15 protein-coding genes and 1 pseudogene are annotated in these 22,742 nt (G+C 68.3%); 5 read left to right on the forward strand and 11 right to left on the reverse strand.

Annotated features, from left to right (window positions below; all coding sequences use genetic code 11):
• Window position 1 precedes the first annotated feature (1 nt).
• The 4 genes and pseudogenes from A6A40_RS31955 to A6A40_RS27605 all read right to left on the reverse strand — a co-directional run.
• Window positions 2–585, reverse strand: a pseudogene (locus A6A40_RS31955) (acyl-CoA dehydrogenase family protein); the annotation flags it as partial.
• Between the two features lie 16 nt (window positions 586–601).
• On the reverse strand, window positions 602–2,941 hold the full coding sequence (locus A6A40_RS27595; protein WP_108549050.1) for a 3-hydroxyacyl-CoA dehydrogenase/enoyl-CoA hydratase family protein: 2,340 nt from the start codon (window positions 2,939–2,941) through the stop codon (window positions 602–604).
• A gap of 26 nt (window positions 2,942–2,967) precedes the next feature.
• Window positions 2,968–4,104, reverse strand: a complete 1,137-nt coding sequence (locus A6A40_RS27600) for a thiolase family protein (protein ID WP_108549051.1) — start codon at window positions 4,102–4,104, stop codon at window positions 2,968–2,970.
• A complete protein-coding gene (locus A6A40_RS27605; protein ID WP_108549498.1) occupies window positions 4,101–4,607 on the reverse strand; it encodes a MerR family transcriptional regulator in 507 nt (168 codons plus the stop codon). Before A6A40_RS27605 ends, A6A40_RS27600 begins: the two co-directional genes overlap by 4 nt.
• 335 nt (window positions 4,608–4,942) lie before the next feature.
• Between A6A40_RS27605 and A6A40_RS27610 the strand changes: the two genes are divergently transcribed.
• The gene (locus tag A6A40_RS27610; protein WP_108549052.1) at window positions 4,943–5,131 is read left to right on the forward strand and encodes a hypothetical protein; all 189 of its coding nucleotides are present in this window, start codon (window positions 4,943–4,945) and stop codon (window positions 5,129–5,131) included.
• A gap of 78 nt (window positions 5,132–5,209) precedes the next feature.
• Here the strand turns inward: A6A40_RS27610 and A6A40_RS27615 are convergent, their stop codons facing one another.
• From A6A40_RS27615 to A6A40_RS27630, 4 genes are all read right to left on the reverse strand, one after another.
• Window positions 5,210–9,889: an alpha-2-macroglobulin family protein gene (locus A6A40_RS27615; protein WP_236784100.1), complete on the reverse strand. Its 4,680-nt coding sequence runs from the start codon at window positions 9,887–9,889 to the stop codon at window positions 5,210–5,212.
• A gap of 266 nt (window positions 9,890–10,155) precedes the next feature.
• A complete protein-coding gene (locus A6A40_RS27620; RefSeq protein WP_108549054.1) occupies window positions 10,156–11,319 on the reverse strand; it encodes an aminotransferase in 1,164 nt (387 codons plus the stop codon).
• Between the two features lie 260 nt (window positions 11,320–11,579).
• Window positions 11,580–11,870: a hypothetical protein gene (locus A6A40_RS27625; protein WP_108549499.1), complete on the reverse strand. Its 291-nt coding sequence runs from the start codon at window positions 11,868–11,870 to the stop codon at window positions 11,580–11,582.
• Between the two features lie 98 nt (window positions 11,871–11,968).
• Window positions 11,969–12,460 carry a hypothetical protein gene (locus A6A40_RS27630; RefSeq protein WP_108549055.1) on the reverse strand — a complete coding sequence of 164 codons (492 nt, stop codon included), beginning with the start codon at window positions 12,458–12,460 and terminating at the stop codon, window positions 11,969–11,971.
• A gap of 361 nt (window positions 12,461–12,821) precedes the next feature.
• On the opposite strand from A6A40_RS27630, the gene A6A40_RS27635 reads away from it, so the two are divergent.
• On the forward strand, window positions 12,822–14,138 hold a 1,317-nt coding region (locus A6A40_RS27635; RefSeq protein ID WP_236784101.1), incomplete at its 3' end, for a methyl-accepting chemotaxis protein.
• 364 nt (window positions 14,139–14,502) lie between these two features.
• On the opposite strand, the gene A6A40_RS27640 is transcribed toward A6A40_RS27635, so the two are convergent.
• Entirely contained in the window at window positions 14,503–16,278 is a 1,776-nt protein-coding gene (locus A6A40_RS27640) for an SLC13 family permease (protein WP_108549057.1), read from the reverse strand.
• A gap of 83 nt (window positions 16,279–16,361) precedes the next feature.
• Window positions 16,362–18,404 carry an AsmA family protein gene (locus A6A40_RS27645; protein WP_108549058.1) on the reverse strand — a complete coding sequence of 681 codons (2,043 nt, stop codon included), beginning with the start codon at window positions 18,402–18,404 and terminating at the stop codon, window positions 16,362–16,364.
• 220 nt (window positions 18,405–18,624) lie between these two features.
• Between A6A40_RS27645 and A6A40_RS27650 the strand changes: the two genes are divergently transcribed.
• Genes A6A40_RS27650 through A6A40_RS27660 form a run of 3 tightly spaced genes read left to right on the forward strand, consistent with a single transcriptional unit; the run spans window position 18,625 to window position 21,448 of the window.
• Window positions 18,625–19,728 carry a hypothetical protein gene (locus A6A40_RS27650; RefSeq protein WP_108549059.1) on the forward strand — a complete coding sequence of 368 codons (1,104 nt, stop codon included), beginning with the start codon at window positions 18,625–18,627 and terminating at the stop codon, window positions 19,726–19,728.
• 2 nt (window positions 19,729–19,730) lie between these two features.
• Window positions 19,731–21,038: a hypothetical protein gene (locus A6A40_RS27655; protein ID WP_108549060.1), complete on the forward strand. Its 1,308-nt coding sequence runs from the start codon at window positions 19,731–19,733 to the stop codon at window positions 21,036–21,038.
• Window positions 21,039–21,073: 35 nt separating this feature from the next.
• A complete protein-coding gene (locus A6A40_RS27660) occupies window positions 21,074–21,448 on the forward strand; it encodes a hypothetical protein (protein WP_108549061.1) in 375 nt (124 codons plus the stop codon).
• 9 nt (window positions 21,449–21,457) lie between these two features.
• Here A6A40_RS27660 and A6A40_RS27665 read toward each other — a convergent pair whose 3' ends face one another.
• The gene (locus tag A6A40_RS27665) at window positions 21,458–22,360 is read right to left on the reverse strand and encodes a DMT family transporter (RefSeq protein WP_108549062.1); all 903 of its coding nucleotides are present in this window, start codon (window positions 22,358–22,360) and stop codon (window positions 21,458–21,460) included.
• Window positions 22,361–22,742: the final 382 nt, after the last annotated feature.

Here is a 22,742-nt window from a genome sequence, read left to right on the forward strand (position 1 = left end):
NATCTTGGTGCCGGTAATCTTGTAGGCGCCCTCGCCATCGGGCACCGCCCTGGTGCGGATGATGCCGAGGTCGGTGCCGCAATGCGGCTCGGTCAGGCACATGGTGCCGGACCAGGTACCATCGACCAGCTTGGGCAGGAAGCGCTGCTTCAACTCGTCCGAGCCGTACATCGCCAGCGCGTTGTAGGCGCCGAGCGACAGGCCGGGATACATGCCGAAGCTGAGGTTGGCGGAGCAGATGAACTCCTCCAGCATTATGTTGACCAGCTTCGGCAGCCCCTGCCCGCCATAGGCCGGATCGCAGGCAAGACCCTGCCAGCCGGCCTCGATATAGGTGGCGTAGGCCTCCTTGAAGCCCTTGGGCGTGCGGACCTCGCCATTCTCGAAATGGCAACCCTCGCCGTCGCCCGACTGGTTCAGCGGGAACAGCACCTCCTCGCACAGCCTGGCGCCTTCCTCCAACACCTGGCCGACGAGTTCCGGCGTGGCGTCCTCATAGCCCGGCAGGGCCGACAGCTTGTCCAGGCCGACGATCTCGTCCAGGACGAAGCGCACATCCTCAAGCGGAGCCTTGTAGATCGGCATCTCTCGTTCCTCCCCCTCAGTTCCGCAGCGGCTTGCCGGTGAGCAGCATGTGCTCGATCCGGTCGATGGTGCCGCCGGTGCGCACCAGCCCCATGAACGCCTCGCGCTCCAGCCGCAGGATGTGGTCCTCGCCGACCGGCTTGGCGATGTCAGCCTCCTCGCCGCCGCTCAGCACCTCGGCCAGGGCGGCGCAAACCACCTTGTCGTGCGGTGTGACCTTGCCCTGCAGGGCGAAGCCCTCCACCGCCAGCTCCATCGCCGCCTTGGCGCTGGGGCCGGGCAGGACGTAGCTGGTGGTCTTCTCCGGCGGGGTGTAGGCCTGCGCCAGTTCCAGCGCCTTGGCCTTGGCGTCGGCCAGCAGCCGGTCGCGGTTCATGGTGATGCCGTCGGTGGCGCGGAAATACAGCAGCTCCTTGGCCTCGGCCGCCGACTTGGCGACGGTGGCGGTGCTGATGATCTCGAAGGCCTTGGCGATGCCCGGCATCGGCCCGCGCGGCGCCTTCGGGTTGGCCTGATGGCGGGCCAGCATCTCGGTGCAGCCGCCCCAGGCCGGGATCAGGCCGACACCGACCTCGACAAGGCCGACATAGGTCTCGGCATGGGCCTGGACATGGTCGGAGTGCAGCAGGATCTCGCAGCCGCCGCCTAGCGCCATGCCGCTGGGCGCCGCCACCACCGGGAAGGGGGCGTATTTCAGCGCGCGGTAGGTGCGCTGGCCGCCCTCCACCATCTCCTCGATCTGCGGCCACAGGCCGATGTTCAGCGCGAAGAGGGCGAGACCGAGATTGGCACCGACCGAGAAATTGTCGGCCTCGTTGTGGATGACCAGCGCCTTCCAGTCGCCTTTTCCGTCGCCGATCAGGCGCATCGCCTTCTCGTAGGCGGCCATGATGTCGCCGTCGACGGCGTTCATCTTGCTGGTGAACTCGACGCACAGCACGCCGTCGCCGATGTCCCACAGGCTGGCGGAGCCGTTCTTCCACACCGGCTTGCCGGCGGCGCGCTTGATGTCCGACAGCAGCAGCACGCCGTCCGGACGCACGACGGTGTCATAGACGCCGGCCGTGGTCAGGTGCTGGAGCTTGCCGCCCTCCACCCGGTAGAAGGGACGACCCGCAGCGGTCTCCACCAGCGCCGGGACCGGAATGCCTTCGGAACGGCACAGCTCGGCGAACCACTCGGTGCCCAGCCGGTCGATCAGCTCGAACGGACCCTGCTTCCAGTTGTAGCCGAGGCGCATGCCCTCATCGACGGCGACGATGCTGTCGGCAATCTCCGGCACCAGGCTGGCGGCATAGGCCAGCGTCTGGGCCAGGACGCGGCGGGCGAAGCGGCCGCCCTTGTCCGGGTGCTCGCACAGCTTGCGCAGGTCGCGGCCGGCGGAGGACACGCTGTCCAGCCGGGCCTTCTCCGAGGGGGCGTAGTCGCCGGTCTGGAGGTTGACCGACTCCTTCACCTTGCCGCCGCCGGCCTTGTTGATGCGGTAGAAGCCGCCCTTGCCCTTACGGCCGGTATAGCCCTCCGCGATCATCTTCGTGATGACCGGGTGTTCGCGCATCTGGCCGCGATAGGCGTCATTGGCCGGCAAGGTTGCCGACATGCTCTTGGCGATGTGCGGCATCAGGTCGAGACCGACCAAATCCATCAGACCGAACACGCCGGTCTTGGGGATGCCCATCGGCCGGCCGCCGACGGCGTCCGCCTCCTCCACCGTCAGGCCGAGATCGACCGCGGCATTGACCGCCGCCTGGATCCAGAAGACGCCGATGCGGTTGGCGATGAAGCCCGGCGTGTCCTTGCAATGGACGACACCCTTGCCGAGGCGGCGGTCGCAGACCTCGGCGATGGCGGCCAGCGCGTCGGCGCGGGTATCGGCGCCGCCGACGATCTCCAGCAGACGCATGTAGCGCGGCGGGTTGAAGAAGTGGGTGATCAGGAAGTCCTTGGCGAACTGCCCGCTCTGCCCCTCCGTCAGCACCGCCAGCGGGATGGTCGAGGTGTTGGACGACACCACCGAGCCCGCCTTGCGCACCGGGTCGATGCGCTTGTAGAGGTCGGCCTTGATCGCCGGGTTCTCGACGATGGCCTCGACGATCCAGTCGACGTCGGCCAGCAGGTTCAGGTCATCCTCAAGATTGCCGGGCGTGATCAGCTTGGCGTTTTTGGGATGCATGAAGGGAGCCGGATCGGTCTTCAGCATCTTGGCAACCGCACCCTTGGCGATGGCGCTGCGGTCGGCGCCCTCCTTGGCCGGGATGTCGAGCAGGACGCAGGGGATGCCGGCGTTGGCGAAATGGGCGGCGATGCCGGCCCCCATCACGCCCGCACCGATCACGGCGGCGCGTTCGATCTTCATGGTCGTTTCCTCCCCGATCCCGTTCGTCAGACCGCTTCCAGGATGGTGGCGATGCCCTGGCCGCCGCCGATGCACTGGGTCGCCAGCGCGAACTGCTTGCCTTCGCGCTTCAGCAGGGCTGCGGCCTTGCCGGTGATGCGGGCGCCGGTGGCCCCCAGCGGATGGCCGAGCGCCAGCGCGCCGCCGTCCGGATTGATGCGGGACGGGTCGATGTCGAGGTCGCGCATGCAGGCGATGGCCTGGGACGAGAAGGCCTCGTTGATCTCGATGATGTCGATGTCGTTGATCGACAGGCCGGCGCGGGCCAGCGCCTTGCGGGTCGCCGGGACCGGACCCAGCCCCATCAGCTCCGGCGCGCAGCCAGCGACGGCGACCGAGCGGATCTTCGCCAGGATCGGCAGGCCGTTGGCGCGGGCATACTCCTCCGTCGTCACCAGCACGACCGACGCGCCGTCGGTCAGCGGCGAGGAGGTGCCGGCGGTCACGGTGCCGTCGGCGGTGAAGGCCGGCTTCAGGCCGGCCAGCCCTTCGGCGTTGGTGCCGGGACGGATGCAGCCGTCCTTGTCGACCAGACCGGCCGCGGTCTGGATGCCGACGATCTCATCGGCCAGACGGCCGGCCGCCTGGGCCTCGGCGGCCTTGGCATGGGAGGCGACCGCAAGCGCCTCCTGCTCGGCGCGGGAGATGGCGTATTTGCGGGCGACATTCTCCGCGGTGATGCCCATCGAGCAGTAGGCTTCCGGATAGGATTCCTTCAGCGTCGGGTTCGGCATCGGGTTGAAGCCCATGATCGGCACGCGCGTCATCGATTCGACGCCGCCGCAGACGAAGACCTCGCCGGCGCCCATCTGGATGGCGCCGGCCGCCTGATGGATCGACTGCATGGAGGAGCCGCAATAGCGGTTCACCGTGGTCGCCGCCGCGGTCTGCGGCAGCTTGGCCAGGAAGGAGATGCTGCGGGCAACGTTCAGGCCCTGCTCACCCTCGGGGAAGGAGCAGCCGACGATGACGTCCTCGACATCCTCGGTCTTCAGGCCGGTGCGCTCGACCAGCGCCGCGATGACGCGGGCCAGCAGATCGTCGGGGCGGACCTTGGTCAGCTCGCCCTTGTGGGCGAAGGCGAAGGGCGAACGGGCATAACCGGCGATGACGACCGACTTCATGAGTGCTTCTCCTCCATGTCCTGCGTCTCCGTAATGCCGTTGCGGCGAAGATGCTCGGAGATCTGGGTGTCGATGGTGCACAGCTCCGCCAGCGTCTGTTTGACGTCGGCAAGCTGCTGTTCAAGCGCGGAAATCCGGCGGCGCGCGATGGTGCGCATGTAGCGCATCTGTTCGATCTGGGCGTCGCCGCTGTCGTAGAGGTTCAGGAAATCCTTGATCTCGGCCAGGCTGAAGCCCAGCCGCTTGCCCCGGCAGATCAGCGCCAGCCGGGCACGGTCGCGGTGGCTGTAGATGCGGGCGCCACCATGGACGCCACCACGGGCGCTGCCAATCCGTTCCGGCGACAGCAGCCCCTCATCTTCGTAATGGCGGATGGTGCGGTGGGTCAGACCGAACTCTCCAGCCAAGTCGCCGATGCCCAGGCGCGGATCGCAGCCAGGCCCCTCGGCCCTGCCGCTCTCCTCGGTGTCCATCGACGCCATGCCGTCCGCAATCCGATCCACGCCGTCCAACCTCTTCCCTGACGTTTACGTAAAGGTAAGGTCTATGCCGCTAGCTGTCAACAGACTTGTTGACCAAGCCAACCAATCCCGCGATGCGACGAAACCGAACTGTTCAGCCTCTAACAGGTGCGACGCGCCCGCACAGTGACAGGATGCCACGCCCCGTTCCGCCTTGCGGCTGTGGCAGGCTTCACAAAGTGCCCGTGTGCCGACCCGGTTCCCACCACGATATGGGCATTGGACGCGGCGGCGAACAGACGGCCAGAAGGCCGCGGCGGGTGCGGAGTCGGTTAACGGGTTTTCGGCGAATCAGGACAGGGTATAGGAGACAACCCATGTCGGCGCGCGCCATCGTATCGCTGGGCGTCTGGATTTTGGCCATGGTGCTGCTCGGCACCATGACGGTCGGCCTTGCGCTGGCCTTCTACGTACTGCTGACGCTGTGTTTCGCGGTCGTGGTGGCCGCATTGACACTGCTTGCCCGCCGGCGCGAAGCCCATCGGGGGGAGCAGAGCTACCTTTAGGCCTTTACCGAGTTCCGGTGCAGGCATCGGTCCGGGAACAGCCCGGAAACGGCAGGCTGCCGCCTCCGGGCCTATCCATCATTCCGGCAGGACTCGCAGCCGGGATACCGCGGTGCGGGCCGACAGGTGTGGACGTTGCAGGTCCTGCACCTGAGCCCCAGGAGCCGCAAAGTCGCCAGGGGTCACAGCGCGGACCAGATAAACCAGCCGGAAGCGCGGGGACGCTTTCGGCAGATCGACGGCGGCAAGGAAGCGGTCGTCGCGGAACTCGACATTGCGGACGGAGGACAGCTCACCCAGCCAGGACAGTTTGCCGAGTTGGCCGCTGTTGGCGAGTCGGACATTCTCGATCTCGAAGCCGGCCGGCAGCGGATCGTTGACCAGCACCGAATGGTCGAGCGGATCGCCGACCTCGCCTTCGAGGATCACCACCAGCAGGTCGTTGTGACGGACACCGGCCGGATCCACCGGACGACCGGCCATGTCGAACAGGCGGCGGCGGATGGTCATCCCCTGCTCCTCCGCGCCGGCCGGCTGGTCGGGCACGCCGGCCGCGGAAACCACCTGCCGGACCTCGCCGCCCAGGTTGCGGATGGCCGGTGGGGACGCCGGGTCGACGCGCAGGATCTGAGGCTTGGCGTTCTCCATCGTCTGGTCGCCGATGGCAAGCTTCATCGGCAGGGCCCGGTCGATCAGCGCCTTGGACGCCAACAGCAGCCAAGCCTGTTCCTGCGGGTTGGTGGTGCGCACGGCGGCGAAGGTCTTCGCCACCCGCTCGGCCGCCTGGAAGATGCGGTCGCGGTCGGCGACCCCGCTCTCTGCCAAGAGGACAACCACGCCGGCCTCATCGCGCAACGACGAGCCGTGATCCCGCAACGCGGCGCTCACCATGCGGGCACCGGTCAGCTTGGCAAAGGCCTCCGTCGCGGCCTGCTGATCGCCCAGTATTGCGGCGGCAGCAGCAGCCTGGGCCCGGCCGAAGTCGGTCGGCAGCCGGTCCCAATAGTTCTCCCGGAAGTAACGGACAGCACCGGCGTCGATCATCTTCGCCCGCGCCAGCACATAGAGGGCGTAGGCACGGCCGGGAAGGTCGGCGGTCTCGACCCAGGCGTTGTCCACCGTCTGCTTCAGCCAGTCCAGCCCCTTGCGGTAGGGCTGGTCGGGAATGCGGTAGCCCGCGGCCTTGGCACGGCCCAGCACATCGACCGCATAGGCGGTGAGCCACGGGTCGAGATCGCCCTTCGGCGACCAGGCGGCAAAGGCACCATCGGCGCGTTGGAAGGTCAGGAGCCGGTCGATGCCGCGCTGGACGCGCGCCTTGATCCGGTCCTCCGGCGCCAAGCCCAGGCCGGCGGCGACCTCCGGCATCGACAGCAGCGGAAGGATGCGGCTGGCGGTCTGCTCGGCCCCACCCGGCGCCGCCCGGTCGAGCGCGAAGAACAGGCCCGCCACGTCGAGATCGGGCAGCGGAGCCACCACCGCGCCGACGGACAGCGTTTCCGGCCGCAGCCCGGCGGTGATGTCGGCCGGAATGCCCAGGCTCTTGTCGGTGGCCAAGGCGGCAACGGATCGGCGTGACACCAGCGGCGAGGCCGGGCGCACGGTAACGTCCCAGCGCCGGGTGACGCGGACGCCATCCGGACCGGTGACGTCCAGCGTGACATGGCCGGCGCCGACGGCAGTGGCGGTCAGCACCCGGCCGGCTGTGGCGCGCTTGCCGCGCGCCAGTTTCGGCACGTCGAGAACGCCCCCCCCTTCGCCCTGACGGAGGGAGACGGCGCCTTCGGCGGACAGGGTCATCCGGTAATCGCCGGACGGACCGTTGAGATTGTCGAGCGACAGCATCACCTGCGCCGAGTCCCCCGGAGCGAGGAAGCGCGGCAGCACCGCATCGGCGACGACCGGGTCGCGCACCAGCATCTGGCTTTCGGCATGGCCCATCCGGCCCTCGCTCCAAGCCACGGCCATCAGGCGCAGACGGCCCTGGAAATCGGGCAGATCGAAGGGAACCGATATCTTGCCGTCAGCCCCCACGGTCAGGATCCCGGAATAGAGCGAGACCACCCGTTCCGACTTGGGCGGCACCAGCCCAGCGACCTGACGCAGACGCGGAGCCGGCGCGGCAGGCGGACGGGCGGCCTCCAGATTGGCCGGGTCGATCAGGCGGCCGTAGGAATCGCGCAGCTCCACGGTCAGCGGCCGCTTGCCCAGATAGTGGCGGGCCGGATCGGGAGACGGCTGGTCGGTGAGCTGCATCACCGATTCGTCGACGGCTGCCACTGTCACGAAGGCCTGCTTGCCTTCGGCGATACCGTCCACCGTGATGTCGGCGGTCATGGCGCGGCGCGGTTCCACCTCCGCCGGGGCGGAAAGGCGCACGTCCAGCGTGCGCGGCGCCTTGTCCATCGCCAGCCAGGCGAGGCCGACGGCGCGGCGCGGCGGCTTCTTCGATTGCGGGTCGGAGGTGGCGAAGGCGGTCGCCAGCACATGGGCGCCGCTGGTCCAGCCCTGCCCGACCGGGATCTCCAGAAAAGCACCCTGCGTACCGATCGAACGGGTGACGGCATAGGTCACGCCACGGTCGGCAACCGCCACCAGGACCAGGCTGTCATAGGGCGGCTTGACGAAGACCCAGGCGCTTTCCCCGGCACGATAGGCCGGCATCATCACCGAGACGTCGACAGCGTCAGGCCGCTCGCCGGCAGTCGGGGTCATCCACCAGCCGGCGGCGAAGCGCACGCTGGTGGCGACGCCGGTCTTGGGATCGAACACCTCCAGCCGGTAGCGGCCAACGGCGACCGGAGCCTCCACGGCAGTCGGACCGCCGGCCTGGGCCGACAGGGTGCCGCCGGTCACGCGCTGGTCCTTCACGGTGACCTTGTAGTCCCATCGGCCGTTGGCCTCGTACCAGGCGTAGTCGTACTCCTCCTCGAACAGCTCATAGGAAAGGTCGGCGCGGTCAGCCGGCTTGCCGTCCGGGCCGACGGCGATCACGTCGAAGCCGGCGGTCGCCCCTTCCGGCACTCCGTCGCCTTCGAAGCGCGGCTTGATGCCGATGGCGAAGGGCTGGTGGCGCACCGGCAGAACGAAGTCGCGGCCGACCGGACGGCCGCCGATGTCGAACAGGGTGGCGCGCACCACCGCTTCCAGCGGGCGGGTGCTTTCGGGCGGACGCGGCAGCTTGACCTTCAGCCTTGCGGCCCCGTTGGAATCGGTGATGAAGCCCGGCAGATCGGCGCGGGCGGCCTTCATGTCCTCCTGCGCCAAGCCGAATTGATAGCCCGGCAGGTTGGGATAGGGGTTGGCGGCAGAGCGCAGGGTCACCGTCAGCTCTCCCGGCAGGCCGGAGGCGGGGGCGCCATAGAGATAGTGGCTGTCGAGAGCCACGTCGGCTTCGCCGTCAGCCGCCAGCTCCGTCGTCACAGAGGACAGCGACAGGTCGAGCCGCGGCGGCACGAAATCCTCCAGCAGGAATTCCGCCTTGCCGATGGCCGGGCCGTCCGGCTCGGCATGGGCGGTGACGATCCAGTTGCCGGGAAAGGCGTTCATCGGCAGGTCGATGCGGGTCGCGAACCCCCCGGCGCCGCTGTCGGCCAGGCTGCGCCGCTCCACCTCGAAGCCGTCAGGACGCAACACGCGGATGGTCAGCGATTTGCCTGCGGGCGGATTGAGGTCGGTGTCGCGCAGCAGCGCAGTCAGCTGCACCGTCTCGCCCGGCCGATAGATGCCGCGTTCGGTGTAGAGATAGGCGTCGAGACCGCCGGTGATCGGGCGCGCGATCGGGGCTGGCTTGTCCGGCGTCTCGGCCGACGGGGCGCCGCCGGCGGTCAGATCCAGCACCGCGAAGTCACCGTCGCCGCGCGCGGCGAACAAGGCCTGCACCGGCTCGGTCCCGGCGGCGCGCAGGGCCGCGAGGTCGAAGCGGCCGAGCCCGTCCTCCCCGGTCTGGACGCGGCCCAGCTCGGCGCCGTTGCGGGCGACCAGACGCAGTTCCACGCCGGCCTCGGGGCTGGCGCTCTGGACGGAGCGGGCGAAGACAACCAGCGAGTCGTCGCCGAGAATGGTGTTGAGGCCGAGGTCGGACACCACGAACCACTGGGTCGCCTTGCGGTCCCAGCCGCCGGGCTTGATCTCGTCGGCGCCGGCAACGGCGACATAGACGCCCGGCTCCAGCTTGCCCAGGACGGCATCGATGGGAAAGGCGGTGGTGACGGTGCGGTTCGGCTGGTTGCCGATGCCCATCTCGCCGCGCCAGACCTCCTGACCCGACTTGTCGAGGATCTCGCCGATGTCGTAGTCGGTCATCTGCTGGGTGATGCGGCCGAAATAGATCTTCTCGACCAGCGCCCGGTCGGCGATGCGCAGCACCTGCAGCTTCGCCCGGTCCAGGTTGATCGAGCGCAGCGGCAGCCCGTCCGATCCGACGCGCGGCAGGATGTAGCCGGCGCCGCGGAAGGCCAGCGACGGCTTGCGGTTGGGCACCTGCACCTCGCGGGTGTCGGCGGCAGGCAGGCGCTTGCCGTCGATGCCCGGCAGCCCGTCCTTCAGCGTGATCCGGTAGGTCTCGCCATGGCGCAGCCCTTCGACGCACAGGGTGCGGTCGCGGGCGATCGCAGCCCCCTCGACAGCCGGCTCAACCGCCACATGGTCGCGGTAATTGACCGCGCGCGAGCGCTCAAGCCGATCGGTGAAGGTGAAGCAGGCCTGGGGCGTATCGCGCTCCGCCACCACTTCGACGCCCGAAACGCCGAAGGGCACGGGCTCGGCCGGAGGATCGGCGGCAAGGGTCCGGGAAACGGAGTACGTGCCGGAGCACGCGACGAGAACGGCACAGACACGCGCCAGCGCACGCAACATTCGAGACAGGCCCCAATTCCGCGGGAGGGTCCGGAGCCGCAAGACCGGGGACAGCCCTGGCGACGGCTCGGACCTGGACAAAACCGGCGCGGAGTATGCCCAAGCGGCTGGGGTTTCGCCATGGCTTTGCGGCAGGAACCTGCAGATCGTCCCTGCCGCGCCGGCGGTCAGCGGCCCGCGAAGCGGTTGCGCAGGCGGGAAATGGCCTCGTCGAGCACCTCGTCCCGCTTCGAGAAGCAGAAACGCACGACGCTTGTCGGCGCATTCTCGACGAAGAAGGCGCTGACCGGAATGGCCGCGACCTTCGCCTCCGCCACCAGCCAGCGGCAGAAGGCCTGATCGTCGCCGTCGAAGCCGAAGCGGCCGATGTCGGCGGCGACGAAATAGGTGCCGGCGCTGGGCAGCACGTCGAACCCGGCGGAGGCGAGCCCGGCGGCGAGCCGGTCGCGCTTGGCCTGCAGCCCGGCGGCGAGCCCGGTGAAATAGCCCTCCTCCTTGCCCAGCCCGTAGGCGACCGCGGCCTGGAGGTTCGGCGGCGTGGTGAAGGTCAGGAACTGGTGGGCCTTGGCGACCGGCTGCAGCAGATGCGGGGCGGCGGTGACGTAGCCGACCTTCCAGCCGGTCAGCGAGAAGGTCTTGCCGGCCGAGCCGATCTTCAGGCAGCGGTCGCGCATGCCCGGCAGGGTCATCAGCGGGATGTGGCGGCGGCCGTCGAAGACGATGTGCTCATACACCTCATCGCAGACGGCGAAGGCATCGTTGCGCTGGACGAACTCGGCGATCAGCTCCAGCTCCGCCCGGTCGAAGACCTTGGCCGCCGGGTTCAGCGGATCGTTGATCAGCACCAGCTTGGTGCGCGGCGAGAAGGCGGCCTCCAGGTCGGCGCGGCTGAAGCTCCAGTCCGGCGCCTTCAGCGAGACGAAGCGCGGCACGCCGCCGGCCAGCCGGACGATCGGCAGGTAGCTGTCATACATCGGCTGGAACAGCACCACCTCGTCGCCTGGATTGATCAGACCGAGCAGGCAGGCGGTCAGCGCCTCGGTGGCGCCGGAGGTGACCATCGTCTCGGTCTTCCAATCGACGTCCAGGCCATAGAAGCGCCGGGCATGGGCGGCCAGCGCCTGGCGCAGGTCGGGCGTGCCCATCATCGACGGATACTGGTTCCAGCCGGTCAGCAGCGCGTCGGCCGCGGTCTGCAGCACGTCGGCCGGTCCACGGTCGTCGGGGAACCCCTGGCCCAGATTGATCGCGCCATGCTCCTCCGAAAGGCGGGACATGACCTCGAAAATGGTGGTGCCATAGCTGGACAGCAGCGCGTTGCCCGACTTCACCGCAAACCCTCCTGATGCGAACGGACGCACAAGATGGATGGAGGCGGGCACGGCTGTCCAGTGCCCGCTTCCGCAAGGCTGACCGCGGGCTGCCGGCAGGTCGAATGGAATGTTTGAAACAGTGTGGAACGCTTTTCCGCCGATGTTCCACTGTTCGATTGTTCAACCGGTCACGCCGGCCCCGGAACACGGGAACGCCGAGGGTCCATGGTATCACCGGGACCGGCGGCGGGTAAGGGACGGCGGAAAAATGCTCGGGCTCAGCCGCGGTTCATCCTGCGCAGCCGGCGCTCGCGCAGCTTCTGCCGGATGCGCTCCACCGGACTGAAGATGCGAGGGTAGCGCCGCTTGCCGCGCACGAACAGGCGGCGGGCGTCGGCGGAGTTGCGCAGCACGATGACGCCGCCGAGCAGCATCACCGGCAGCCCGCCGGGACCGGGCAAAGGCGCCAGCAGCAGGCCGAACAGGATGATGGTGCATCCGGCGCCGATCAGTGCCAGCTGGCGCACACGCGCGAAAGACAGCGTCTGGGCGGTATCGGGAGGACTCATCTGTGGTTCGCCAGGCTCCATGCTTCGGTTGGCCTGCATATGGGCCGGAAGGTGGCGCGCGAAAAGCCCCCCTCCCCTTGCGGGCCGGGGACGACCCCTCAATGCAGCGTCCGCACCGGTTCCGGACGGGTGGCGACCAGGCGGGCGGGGTCGAGACGGCTGAGGGCGGCGTCGCGCTCGGCGGGCTTGGGTTGCCAGCCGAATTCGCGGATCAACTGATCGCGGGCGGCACCGGCCAACCGGGACAGGCGGTCGCAATCCTCCGGCCCGCCGCCCTTCCGGATGTCCAGCCGGTTCGACGCACAGCGGCGGTCGGCGCAGCTTTCCAGCATCAGGCGGATCATCCGCTCGCGCTTGGCGGCATCGACATAGCCCGACTGGTCGAAATACAGCTTGGTGAAGGCGAGTTCGGTGACGCGGGCATGGCTCTTGCGGTCGCCGACGATCACCGCGGCCACCAGCTCCACGCAGCGGCCGGCGAAATGCGGCAGCGGGGCCGTGCCGTCGTCGGCACCGTCGAGCAGACTGCTCGGCAGGTCGATCAGCCGGCCGGTCACGTCCTTCACCAGATAGCGGCGCCACACCGACATTTCCGCCTCCCGTCCGCCCAAAGCGGCTCATGGGCCTTGGGATCGGAAAATCCTACACCAGACGGACAAGTGACGGAACCTCGCAAAGCAGACGGCAGACGCCGCCGACCCGAAGTTCCGAAAATGATGGTCGTGACGGTGATTCCAGGGCGCTTGGACAACCACAGCGTTAATGATGGGGTCGACAGATCGCACGCATTTTACCAATCGACGCAATGTTCACAAGAATCCGCCCATGAAGAAATTTGATGACATGCCGCTGCATCAAGAATACCATGAAAAATCTAACATATCGTGCTCTACGATCATTGAAATGGGGCTGGATGGAATGAAATTATCGATCAAGACAACGATCGCCATCATGGCTCCCCTCCTCATCATCGCCTTCTCCGCCAACATCCTGTCTTTTTCTCTTTTGACCGGCGCCCGCGAGTCTCTGACGGCTGCGCAGGTTATCCGCCACAATTCCTATCTGCTGGCCGATGAGCTGCGGCAAAGCTCCGACGACCTGACCCGGCTTGCCCGCACCTATGTCATCACCGGCGATGCGAAGTACGAGGCCCAGTATTGGGATGTGCTCGCCATCCGCAACGGCCAGAAGCCGCGCCCGCAGGCCTATCACCGCATCTACTGGGATTTCGTCGCCGCCTCCGGCACGAAGCCGCGCGACGACGGCCCGACGGTCCCACTCCAGACCCTGATGGAGCAGGCCGGCTTCACGGCGGCGGAGTTCGGCAAGCTCAAGCAGGCCCAAGCCAATTCCGATGGGCTGGTGAAGCTCGAAACCAGGGCGATGAACGCCGTGAAGGGTCTGTTCGACGATGGCCGGGGCAACTACACCGTCAAGAAGGCACCGGATTTCGAACTCGCCCGCACCCTGATGCATTCGAAGGAATACCATAGCTTCAAATCGGAAATCATGGCACCGGTCGACGAGTTCTACGTGCTGCTGGATCAGCGCACGCAGGGTGCCATCGAGGCGGCGGAACGGGAGGTTGCCTTCTACCACACGGTCAATGTGACGACATTGGCCCTGCTGGGCCTGATCGTGGCACTGGCCGGCTGGATCCTGATCTCGCGGGTCTCCGTCCCGCTGAACGCCCTCAAGATCGCGATGACCCGGCTGTCCCGCAACGAACATGGCGTGGCGGTCCCCCATCTCGGCAAGGGCGACGAGATCGGCGAGATGGCGCGCGCCACCGACATCTTCAAGCGTGGCCTGGAGGAGGCCGAAACGGTCCGCGCCAGCCAGCAGGAGCGCGAACGCCGGCAGGAGGAGGAAAAGCGGCAGACCATGGCACGGCTCGCCGACCAGTTCGAAGCGTCGGTGTCCCGCATGGTGAGCGAGGTGCGCGCGGCCACCGGCAGCGTGCAGGAGGACGCCCGCGCGCTGTCCGCCACCGCGCAGGACGCCTCCCGCCAGTCGGCCTCCATGTCGGACGCCGCCCTCCACGTCACGGCGAATGTCGAGGGAGTCGCCGCCGCGACCGAGGAGCTGGCCGCCTCGGTCGCCGAGATCGCCCGTCAGGTGTCCAGCGCCTCGTCGGTCGCCCGCAACGCCGTCAGCGAGGCGAATGCCACAAACGAGAGCGTCAAGGGTCTGGCCGCCACCGCACAGCGCATCGGCGACGTGGTCAATCTGATCCAGGTGATCGCCAGCCAGACGAACCTGCTGGCGNTGCACGCCGTTCAGGCGATCGACGGCATCACCCGGACCATCGGCAACATCTCCACCATCACCGTGGCGGTCGCCTCGGCCGTGGAGCAACAGGGCGCAGCCACGCAGGAGATCACCAGGAACGCCCAGGAGGCCGCACGCGGCACGCGGGGCGTGTCGGCCAATGTGGACGGCGCCAACGAGGCCGCCGACCGTACGCGGCGCTCCGCCGACACGCTGCTGGCCGCCGCCGACACGCTGTCGCAACAGAGCGCCGCCCTGAGCGCGGAAGTCGACGGCTTCGTCCGCAAGGTACGGCAGCCCTGACCGGAGCCGGCCCCTCCGCGGCACGCTTCGGATCGGCCGGGATGCGGGAGACCCCGCCCTAACGCGGCGTCAGCGGCCAGAACACCGCGATGGCCGCCGTGCCCAGGATGACGACCATGATCGACAGCGGCAGCCCCAGCCGCCAATAGTCCCCGAAGCGGTAGCCGCCCGGCCCCATCACCAGCGTGTTGCACTGGTGCCCGATGGGGGTGAGGAAGTCGCAGCCCGCCCCGATCGCCACCGCCATCAGGAAGGCGTCCGGCCGCAGCCCGAGATGGGTGGCGAGACTGGCGCCGATGGGCGCCATCACCAGCACGGTGGCGGCATTGTTCAGGAAGGGCGTCACCGCCATCGCCGCCACCATGATCATGGCGAGCGCGCCGATGGGCGGCAGTCCCTGCGACGCCTGCGACAGCAGGCCGGCGATCAGCTCGCTGCCGCCGGTGGTGCGCAGGGTCTCGCTGACCGGAATCAGGGAGCCGAGCAGGACAAGGATCGGCCATTCCACCGATTCGTAGGCATCGCGCAGGCTGACCACCTTCAGCGCCATCATCGCCACCGCCGCCCCGAAGAAGGCGATGGCGACCGGCACCAGCCCGGTGGCGACCAGCACCACGGTCAGCCCCAGGACGGCGACCGCCGCGGCGCGCTTGGGCGTGCGGCCGATGGCGAGATCGCGCTCGGCCAGCGGCAGACAGCCCAGTTCGGCCAGCGTGTCGGCCATGGCCGCCTCCCGCCCCTGCAGGACCACCAGATCGCCGGATTGCAGGCGGACGCGGCGCAGCCGCTGACGGATCGGCCGTCCGCGCCGGCTGATCGCCAGCAGGTTGGCGCCGAAGCGCTCGCGCAGGTTCACCTCATCGATGCTGTGGCCGATCATGGTGGAGCGCTGCTCGACCACCGCCTCGACCAGGACGATGTCGTCCTCCTTCTCGACGCCCTCCAGATCCTTGCCATGCACCATCTTCAGCCCGGCGCGCTTGACCAGCTCCGCCAGCGCCGTGGTGTCGCCCTCCAGCACCAGGATGTCGTCGGCGAACAGCACCCAATGGCCCGACGGCACATAGCGGCGGTAATTCTCGCGCACGATGGCGGCGAGCGTCACCTCGCCCTCGCCGACCGCCTCCAGCTCCGCCACGGTGCGGCCGACGAACTGGGACCCGGTGGGCAGCCGCGCCTCCGCCGTGTAATCGTCGATGTTGAAGGCCGGACCGGCCGACGCCGTCCGCCCCTTGGGCAGCAGCCGGTAGCCGACCGCCAGGAAGGCGACGCCGAACACCGAGATCACCAGCCCGACCGGCGTGAAATCGAACATGCGGAAGGGTTCGCCCGTCATCTCGGCGCGCAGGCGGGACACGATGACGTTCGGGGAGGTGCCGACCAGGGTCATCAGCCCGCCCATCAGCGAACCGAAGGCCATCGGCATCAGCAGCATCGACACCGGGGTGCCGGTCCGCCGCGCCACCTGCAGGGCGATGGGCATGAAGATGGCGAGCGCGCCGATGTTCTTGACGATGGCCGACAGCAGCGTGACCGCCCCGGCCAGGACGGCGACCTGCATCCACACCGTCGTCATGCGCGCGGCCAGCGGGCGCATCGCCGCCTCGACCACGCCCGACCGGCCGATGGCGGCACTGATCACCAGGGCGGAGCCGACGATGATGACGATGTCGTCCGAGAAGCCCTGGAAGGCCTCCTTCGTCGGAACGATCCCAACCGCAACCGACGCCAGCAGCGCGATCATGCCGACGAGATCGTAGCGCAGCCGGTCCCAGATCAGCAGCGCGATGACCGCGCCGATGATGCCGAACGATAACATCTGATCGATGGTCATTGGGAAAGGCGGCGTCCTTCCTGTCCGTTTGCGCGGGCTGCCCCGTTCAAGGGGGAGGGACAGGAAACACGCGGAACAGGCGGTCAGCGGGCCGAACCCGCCCCCTTGCCCTCCCCGCGGCCATTGCCCGACTTGCCGGACGCCGGCGCTCCCTTGTCGGGGGAGCGGGCATCCCGCACCAGCCGGCCACACTGTGGCTGTTCATCACTGCCTGGGTCAAGGAAGGGCAGCACGCCGGCCAGCGGGGTCAGCAGCACGCCCAGCGCCACCGCCGCCGCGCCGCGCGCCGCGGACTCGGTGGGATCGACGCCGATGTCGGGGTTGCCCAGCGTGCCGCCGACCAGCACCGGAACATGGGTGGCGAAGATCTGCGGCGACTTGGAATCGCCGACGATCCGCAGGTCGAGCGCCTCGTTGCGCAGGCTGATCGTCCCCTTGCCGGTGACGATGGTCTCGGGCGTATCCAGCGCCAGCGCCTGGACGCGGGCGACGCCCTTCTCCACCGACAGGTTGGCGACCAGACAGTTGAAGGGCAGCGGCTCCGACCCGGAGAGCACGACGCCCAATGTCTCCAGGATGTTGGTCTTCAGCCCCTTGACCGCGAGGCTGGTGATTCGCCCGCCGTCGACCGAGACGCCGATCTTGCCGTCGGAGGCCGCCAGCAGGTCGGCCACCGTCTTGCCGGTGCCGGCCAGCTGGATACGCCCCGCCACCGTGCCGCCGATCTGGCCGGCGAAGGAGGTTTCGCTGAAGAAGGCCGACAGTTTCATGGCGCGGATGTCCAGGTCGGTCCGCAGCGCCGGAACCTTCCGGCTGCCGTCGACCTGCACCGTTCCGGCGATCCGCCCGCCGCCGATGCCCAGCGACAGCGGGTCGAAATGCAGGTCGCCGTCGGTCAGCCTGACGCGCATCTCCAGATCCTGGAGCGGGGCGAAGGGCGCCTCCACCCGCTTGCCGCGCAGGCGGACATCCATGTCGGCGTTGCGCAGCTTTTCCACATTGATCGGGGTGGCGGGGATGACCCGGTTGTTGCCGCGGGTCGGGTAGTCGTCGCTGCCGCGCGGCGAGGCGCCGACGAGACCGGCCAGATCCTGCGCCGCCAGCCGGTTGGAGATCAGATCGGCCTTCACCATCGGCCTCTCGCCGTTGGTGTCGACCGACAGGTCGCCGGACAGGTCGCTTTCGCCGACCTTGCCGTTCATGCCGTGGAGGGCCCAGAGGCCCCCTTCGCGCGACAGGTGGCCGGAGATGGAATAGGGGCGGGTCTTCGGAGTCGGGATGCCGAGGATCGGAAAGATCTCCGCCAGATCGTTGCCGCTGAGCGCCACCGACAGGTCGATGCCCTCCATCTTCACCGGCTCCGCCACGGAACCCTCGATGCGGCCCTCGGTCTTGCCGACGGCGGCCTCGATCTTCATCGGATAGGGCTTGGGGTCGTCGCGGAGATAGAGCAGCGAGCCGCCTTCCGCCGTCAGGGTGAAGGGCTTCCCGGCAAAGCTGCCCTTGCCGTTCAGCTGCACCGTTTCGCTGTCGTTGCCGCCGGTGGCGGTGTTGATGGTGTTGTCGACGTCGATGTCGCTGGTGGGGTCGCGGTAGCGAATCCTGCCGTCCGCGATCACCAGCCGTTCGATCACCGGGATGTCGCCGCGGCCGTCGGGGGTCGCGGCTTCCTTCGCCACCGCCTTTTCCGCATTGGGCGGGCCGAAGGTCCAGTTGGCCTCGCCCTGCCCGTTCTTCTCCAGGATCAGCTTGGGGGCCTGGACCCTCAGCTCCGGCAGTTCCCAGTCGCCGCGCAGCAGGGGCCAGAGCCGCAGCGTGGCGTCCACCGCCTGGATCGCCACCATGTCCCTGTCGCCTCCCCGCGCCCAGTCGGCGTTGGCGACGCGAAGGCCTTCGATATGGATGCGGATCGGATTGCCGAAATGGACACGCAGGTCGCCGTCGATGCCGACCTCGCGATTCAGCGCGGCCGTGGCGCGGCGGGCGACAAATCCGCGGGCGTCGTTCCAGTCGAACAGCAGCAGCACCGCGCCGATGCCGACCGCGGCGAGACCGACCAGCCCCAAGAGGCCGTAGCCGAGCCATTTGAACACCGATCCCGCTCCCGCCGCCCTTGCGCCCGCCATGCCCCCGGCCCTCCGCAAACCGTCCCTTCCTGTCAACCGCCGGCGGAGCGGAACGGTGAAGGGCCATGGCCGGGAGTACCGCAAGAGATCCCCGTCTCCACCCCGAAGGTGGTGCGATCGCAGCGCGATTTCCATTGGATTTAACGCAAAATTCAGCTTCCTCGGGCCGTAATCCCATGATCCGGTTCGACACTCCCTGGCAGGCACGGCCGCAGACACGATGCGCTCCCTTACCAATTACGCCCCCTCCACCTTCGAGGAACGCGGTGCCGCGGTGGCCTTCACCACGCCGGTGCTGGCCCAGACACGGGTGCGAAAGGACAGCCGCGACCAGTTGGAGGTCATGGTGCCCAACCTGTCGGAAGGGCGCGGCGTCTATGTGGTGCCGTGGAAGTCGCTGCCTCTGGCCTTCCCGATGACCGTGCACGACCGCATGCTGCACGACCTGATCGCCAAGGCCGACGGCTGCTCCCCCGACGACATCCGCAAGGCGGTGCTGGAGGCGGCGCGCTGCGGCCTTGCCGGCGGCGGCGCGGTGGCGGCGGCGGAAGCGGCGCTGAGCGACGACGACGACCAGCGGCTGCTGATCAACTATCAGCTGATCGTCGAGGCGCTGAAGGCGGTCGGCCTGGAATCGACCGAGATCCTGCGGGTCGGCCTGACCTCGGCCGAGGGGCAGAAACTGACCCGCGACCTGATGATGAAGGCGGCGCAGCGGCTGGCGCTGGAGCCGACCGAACTCTATGGCCGCATCGCCGAACTGGCGGTGCTGATGGAATCGATCGGGCTCGCCGCCTCGCCCAAGCCGGCCCGGCTGCGGCGGCTGATGCGCGACCTGCAGGGCTTCCGCGACAGCATGACCGACTGGGCCACCGACAACGTGTCGGAAGCGGCCCCCATCGGCGGCTTCTGCGCCGAGGTGGCGGAACACACGGTCAACCACGCCCGCAACGTCATCGGCCAGCTGGATCAGGCGATGGCCTCCTTCGAGGTCCTGTTGCGCCAGTGGGAGACCAAGCGGCCGCAGATCCGCAAGGCGTCCAGCCGGCTGTCCTGGCTGCTGGACGGCTGGGAATACCTGATCCTGCTGTGGAGCGACGCGCTGACGCAGGACCGCTACAGCCAGGACATGGCCGTCCACGACATCTTCCGCGTCATCCCGCTGCTGCCCAGGGACGAGGGACGGATCGACCAGTCGCTGATGGCCGACAAGCTGATCACCACCCAGAAGCGGTCGGTGCGCGCCTATGTCGACTGGCGCAGCGGCCAGCTGGACGTCGATCTGGTCATGCGGATCGAGACGCTCAAAGGGAAGGCGGCCTGACCATGGAGATGAGGGATCTGGTCGCGCTGGGCGACAAGCTTCTGGACATCGACGAGGCCAAGTTCCGTCAGGTGGTCGAGCTGCTGGAGCAGATGAACGACCATCCCGACATCCAGCGCACCATCGCCGTCATCCGCCCCCGGCTGGTCGAGCTGCGGCTGCACCGCCGGCCGACGCTGAAGCGGCTGTTCTGCGACCCGTTCGAGGACCTGTTCGAAGCGCTAGGCAAGGCCGACCCGGTGCCGTTGAGCGTGATCGAGCGGTCATTGATGAACAGCCTGTGGCCGCTGGTGGAGGCGCAGATCGGCAAGGAGCGGCTGCGCGCCTTCCGCCCCGCCCTGCAGGACGGGCCGGAGCGCAAGGCGCTGGCCGAGGGATTCTGGACCGAATGCGGCACGGCGGTGGCGCGGATCGCCGAGGGGGCCGTCGCCGGCCATTACAGCGAGGCGCTCGAGTTGCGGATGAATCCCGACCGCGTGCGCGCCCTGTCCGACATCGCCACCATCCTGTCGATCGCGCCCGATGTGGCGGAGATGAAGGCGGCGCTGTCGCCCAAGCCGGTGCCCAAGCTGCACGGCGACCACATCGAGGCGATCAGGACCATCGGCCGCCGGATCGCCCGCGCCCGGCCGGAGGCGCTGAAGATCTTCATCCTGACCGCGACCTCGCGCCTCAGCGACCCGTCCGCCCTGCTGAGCGGGCTGTGGGACATGGATCTGGGCCAGAAGCCTGCCGACCGCGCCACCCTGTTCATGGCGCTGAGCGGCACCGTCGTCGCCCAGATGGAGGACCGGTCGCGCGCCTTCCAAAGCGCGCCCGGCGGCACAACCGACCGCATGGCGGTGGCCGATCTGGCGCTCGGCCTCGTCGCCAGCCTGGACGCCACCCGCGCCGCGATGGAGCACAGCCGCAACAAGGACTTCGACCAGCGGCTGAAGCAGGTCCGCAACTCCGTCCACGCCATGGTGAAGACCCAGGTGCTGCAGGATGCCGATGCCGGAATCATCGCGGCCATCGGTGCGCTGGAGGACGGCGGCGACGGGCGGGCCCGGCTGGCCCAGGCGGAGAACCAGGCGCGGGCGCTGCGCAAATGCGCCACCATCGCCGATTCGCTGGGCCTGCGCGGCGAGCTGCGGGAGGTGACCCAGAAGACCACCGTCTCGCTGACGGCAAAGGCGCAGCAGGCGCTGGGCGGTCCCGCCGGCAACACGCGCACCGGCTACACCGCCATCCGCATGATCGAACTGATTGCCGGACCCGCCGAAGCGAATAAGATCATGGACGGGATCATGAACGGCGGCCGGCGTTGACGGGTACAACGTCTTTCGCTTCGGAGGATCGGGCGATGCAAGCGGGATACAGCGGATGGGAACTGCCGGCCGACGAGCGCGGCCGGCTGCTGGCCCTGATCCCGCCGCGCTATGAGCGGGTCGTCGCCGACCATGTGACCCTGCAGTTCGGCGCCGGCCCGCAGGAGCCGCTGCCGACCGCCACCGAGGCGGAGGTGATCGGCTGCGCCGACGATGGCGAGGGGGTGCAGGCGGTCGTCGTCGCCATCGACGGAACCAGCGACCGGCCCGACGGCTCCACCTACCACATCACATGGTCGCTGGAGCAGAACCGCCGCCCGGTGGAAGCCAACGACGTCATCCGCGATTATGGCTGGCGCCCGGTGGAGCCGGTGACGGTCCGGCTGGTGCCGCGGCTCTTCGGGTCCTGAGGCCTTGCCTCACGGCACCTCCGCCACCCCTTCCGCCGCCACGCCCCGCTTCAGCCGCTGTTCGCGATAGACGATGAACAGGCCGCTGCCGATGATCAGCGCCGCCCCCACCCCCATGCGGGCGGTCGGCGCGGTGCCCCAGACGGCGAGGTCGAGCACCACCGCCCACAGGATCGAGACATACTGGAAGGGCACCACCACCGCGGCCGGGCTGAGCTGCAGCGAGCGGTTCATCATGGCGTGTCCGGCCAGCGCGGTGACGCCCAGCAGCCCCAGCAGGACGAAGCCGAGCCAGCCCGGCGCCTCCCAGGTCCAGGGCAATGTCACCCCGCCGATCAGCAGGCCGCCGACCATCTGATTGCCCACCAGCGTCAGGCTGGAGGCTGAGCGCAGGACGCGGGTGGAGATCACGCCGCAGGAGAAGATGAAGGCGCCGAGCAGCGCCACCAGCGACGGCCACAGATCGAAGCGTCCGGTCGGGTTCAGCACGATGACGACGCCGACGAAGCCGACCAGCACAGCCACCCAGCGGCGCCAGCCAACGCTTTCCCCCAGGACCAGCACCGACAGCGCGGTGACGATCAGCGGCGCCGACATGTAGATGGTCATCACGTCGGCAAGCGGCAGATAGCCGACCGCCCAATAGAAGCAGGCGACGTCCACCGTCATCAGAACCACGCGCAGGATGTGCAGCGGCAGCCGGTCGACGGCGAAGACCGCGGCGATCCCCTCGCGCCAGATCATCGGCGCCAGGACGGCCAGCCCGAACAGGCTGCGCACGGCCAGCAGCATGGCGACGGGATGGTCCGCCACCAGCCATTTGCCGAGCGCGTCGTTCAGCGTGAAGAGCGTCATCCCGCCCAGCATCATCAGGATGCCAAGGCGGGTGTCGGTCGCGGGGGCCGCGGTCATGGAGGGGTCCGGGAGTTGGTTGAAGCGTGACGTGTCGAGGTGCCGCGGGCCGATGTCGCACTTGGCGGCTGAGCCGGGCCCAATGATGTTGGAATACCGCACGAGCGCAAGCCCTGCACCGGCGATGGACGCCGTCGGTCCGCATGGCTGGGATGAATATTGCGGACGACAGGTCAGCGACCTGTCCAAACGCCGTCGCGACTGCGATATGCATAAGGACCGCGAACATCTTTCAAGACCTCGATCCATCTCCTTGTATTCTCTCAGCCGGATTAACCGCTTTTTTAATATGGATTTCCGGACGGCAAGGGTTTTCCCATACTTGCGTATGACTTCTTCGCCAGCTTTATAATCTCCGCAGACGAATGATCACACAGATCAA

The sequence above is a fragment of the Azospirillum humicireducens genome, assembly GCF_001639105.2.
In the GTDB taxonomy this organism is placed as follows: Bacteria; Pseudomonadota; Alphaproteobacteria; order Azospirillales; family Azospirillaceae; genus Azospirillum; species Azospirillum humicireducens.

Coding starts and splice junctions, on each gene's coding strand:
- A6A40_RS27595 (WP_108549050.1), bottom strand. CDS start 2,941: ATGAAGATCGAACGCGCCGCCGTGATCGGTGCGGGCGTGATGGGGGCC.
- A6A40_RS27665 (WP_108549062.1), bottom strand. CDS start 22,360: ATGACCGCGGCCCCCGCGACCGACACCCGCCTTGGCATCCTGATGATG.
- A6A40_RS27640 (WP_108549057.1), bottom strand. CDS start 16,278: ATGACCATCGATCAGATGTTATCGTTCGGCATCATCGGCGCGGTCATC.
- A6A40_RS27630 (WP_108549055.1), bottom strand. CDS start 12,460: ATGTCGGTGTGGCGCCGCTATCTGGTGAAGGACGTGACCGGCCGGCTG.
- A6A40_RS27645 (WP_108549058.1), bottom strand. CDS start 18,404: ATGGCGGGCGCAAGGGCGGCGGGAGCGGGATCGGTGTTCAAATGGCTC.
- A6A40_RS27625 (WP_108549499.1), bottom strand. CDS start 11,870: ATGAGTCCTCCCGATACCGCCCAGACGCTGTCTTTCGCGCGTGTGCGC.
- A6A40_RS27660 (WP_108549061.1), top strand. CDS start 21,074: ATGCAAGCGGGATACAGCGGATGGGAACTGCCGGCCGACGAGCGCGGC.
- A6A40_RS27655 (WP_108549060.1), top strand. CDS start 19,731: ATGGAGATGAGGGATCTGGTCGCGCTGGGCGACAAGCTTCTGGACATC.
- A6A40_RS27650 (WP_108549059.1), top strand. CDS start 18,625: ATGCGCTCCCTTACCAATTACGCCCCCTCCACCTTCGAGGAACGCGGT.
- A6A40_RS27610 (WP_108549052.1), top strand. CDS start 4,943: ATGTCGGCGCGCGCCATCGTATCGCTGGGCGTCTGGATTTTGGCCATG.
- A6A40_RS27600 (WP_108549051.1), bottom strand. CDS start 4,104: ATGAAGTCGGTCGTCATCGCCGGTTATGCCCGTTCGCCCTTCGCCTTC.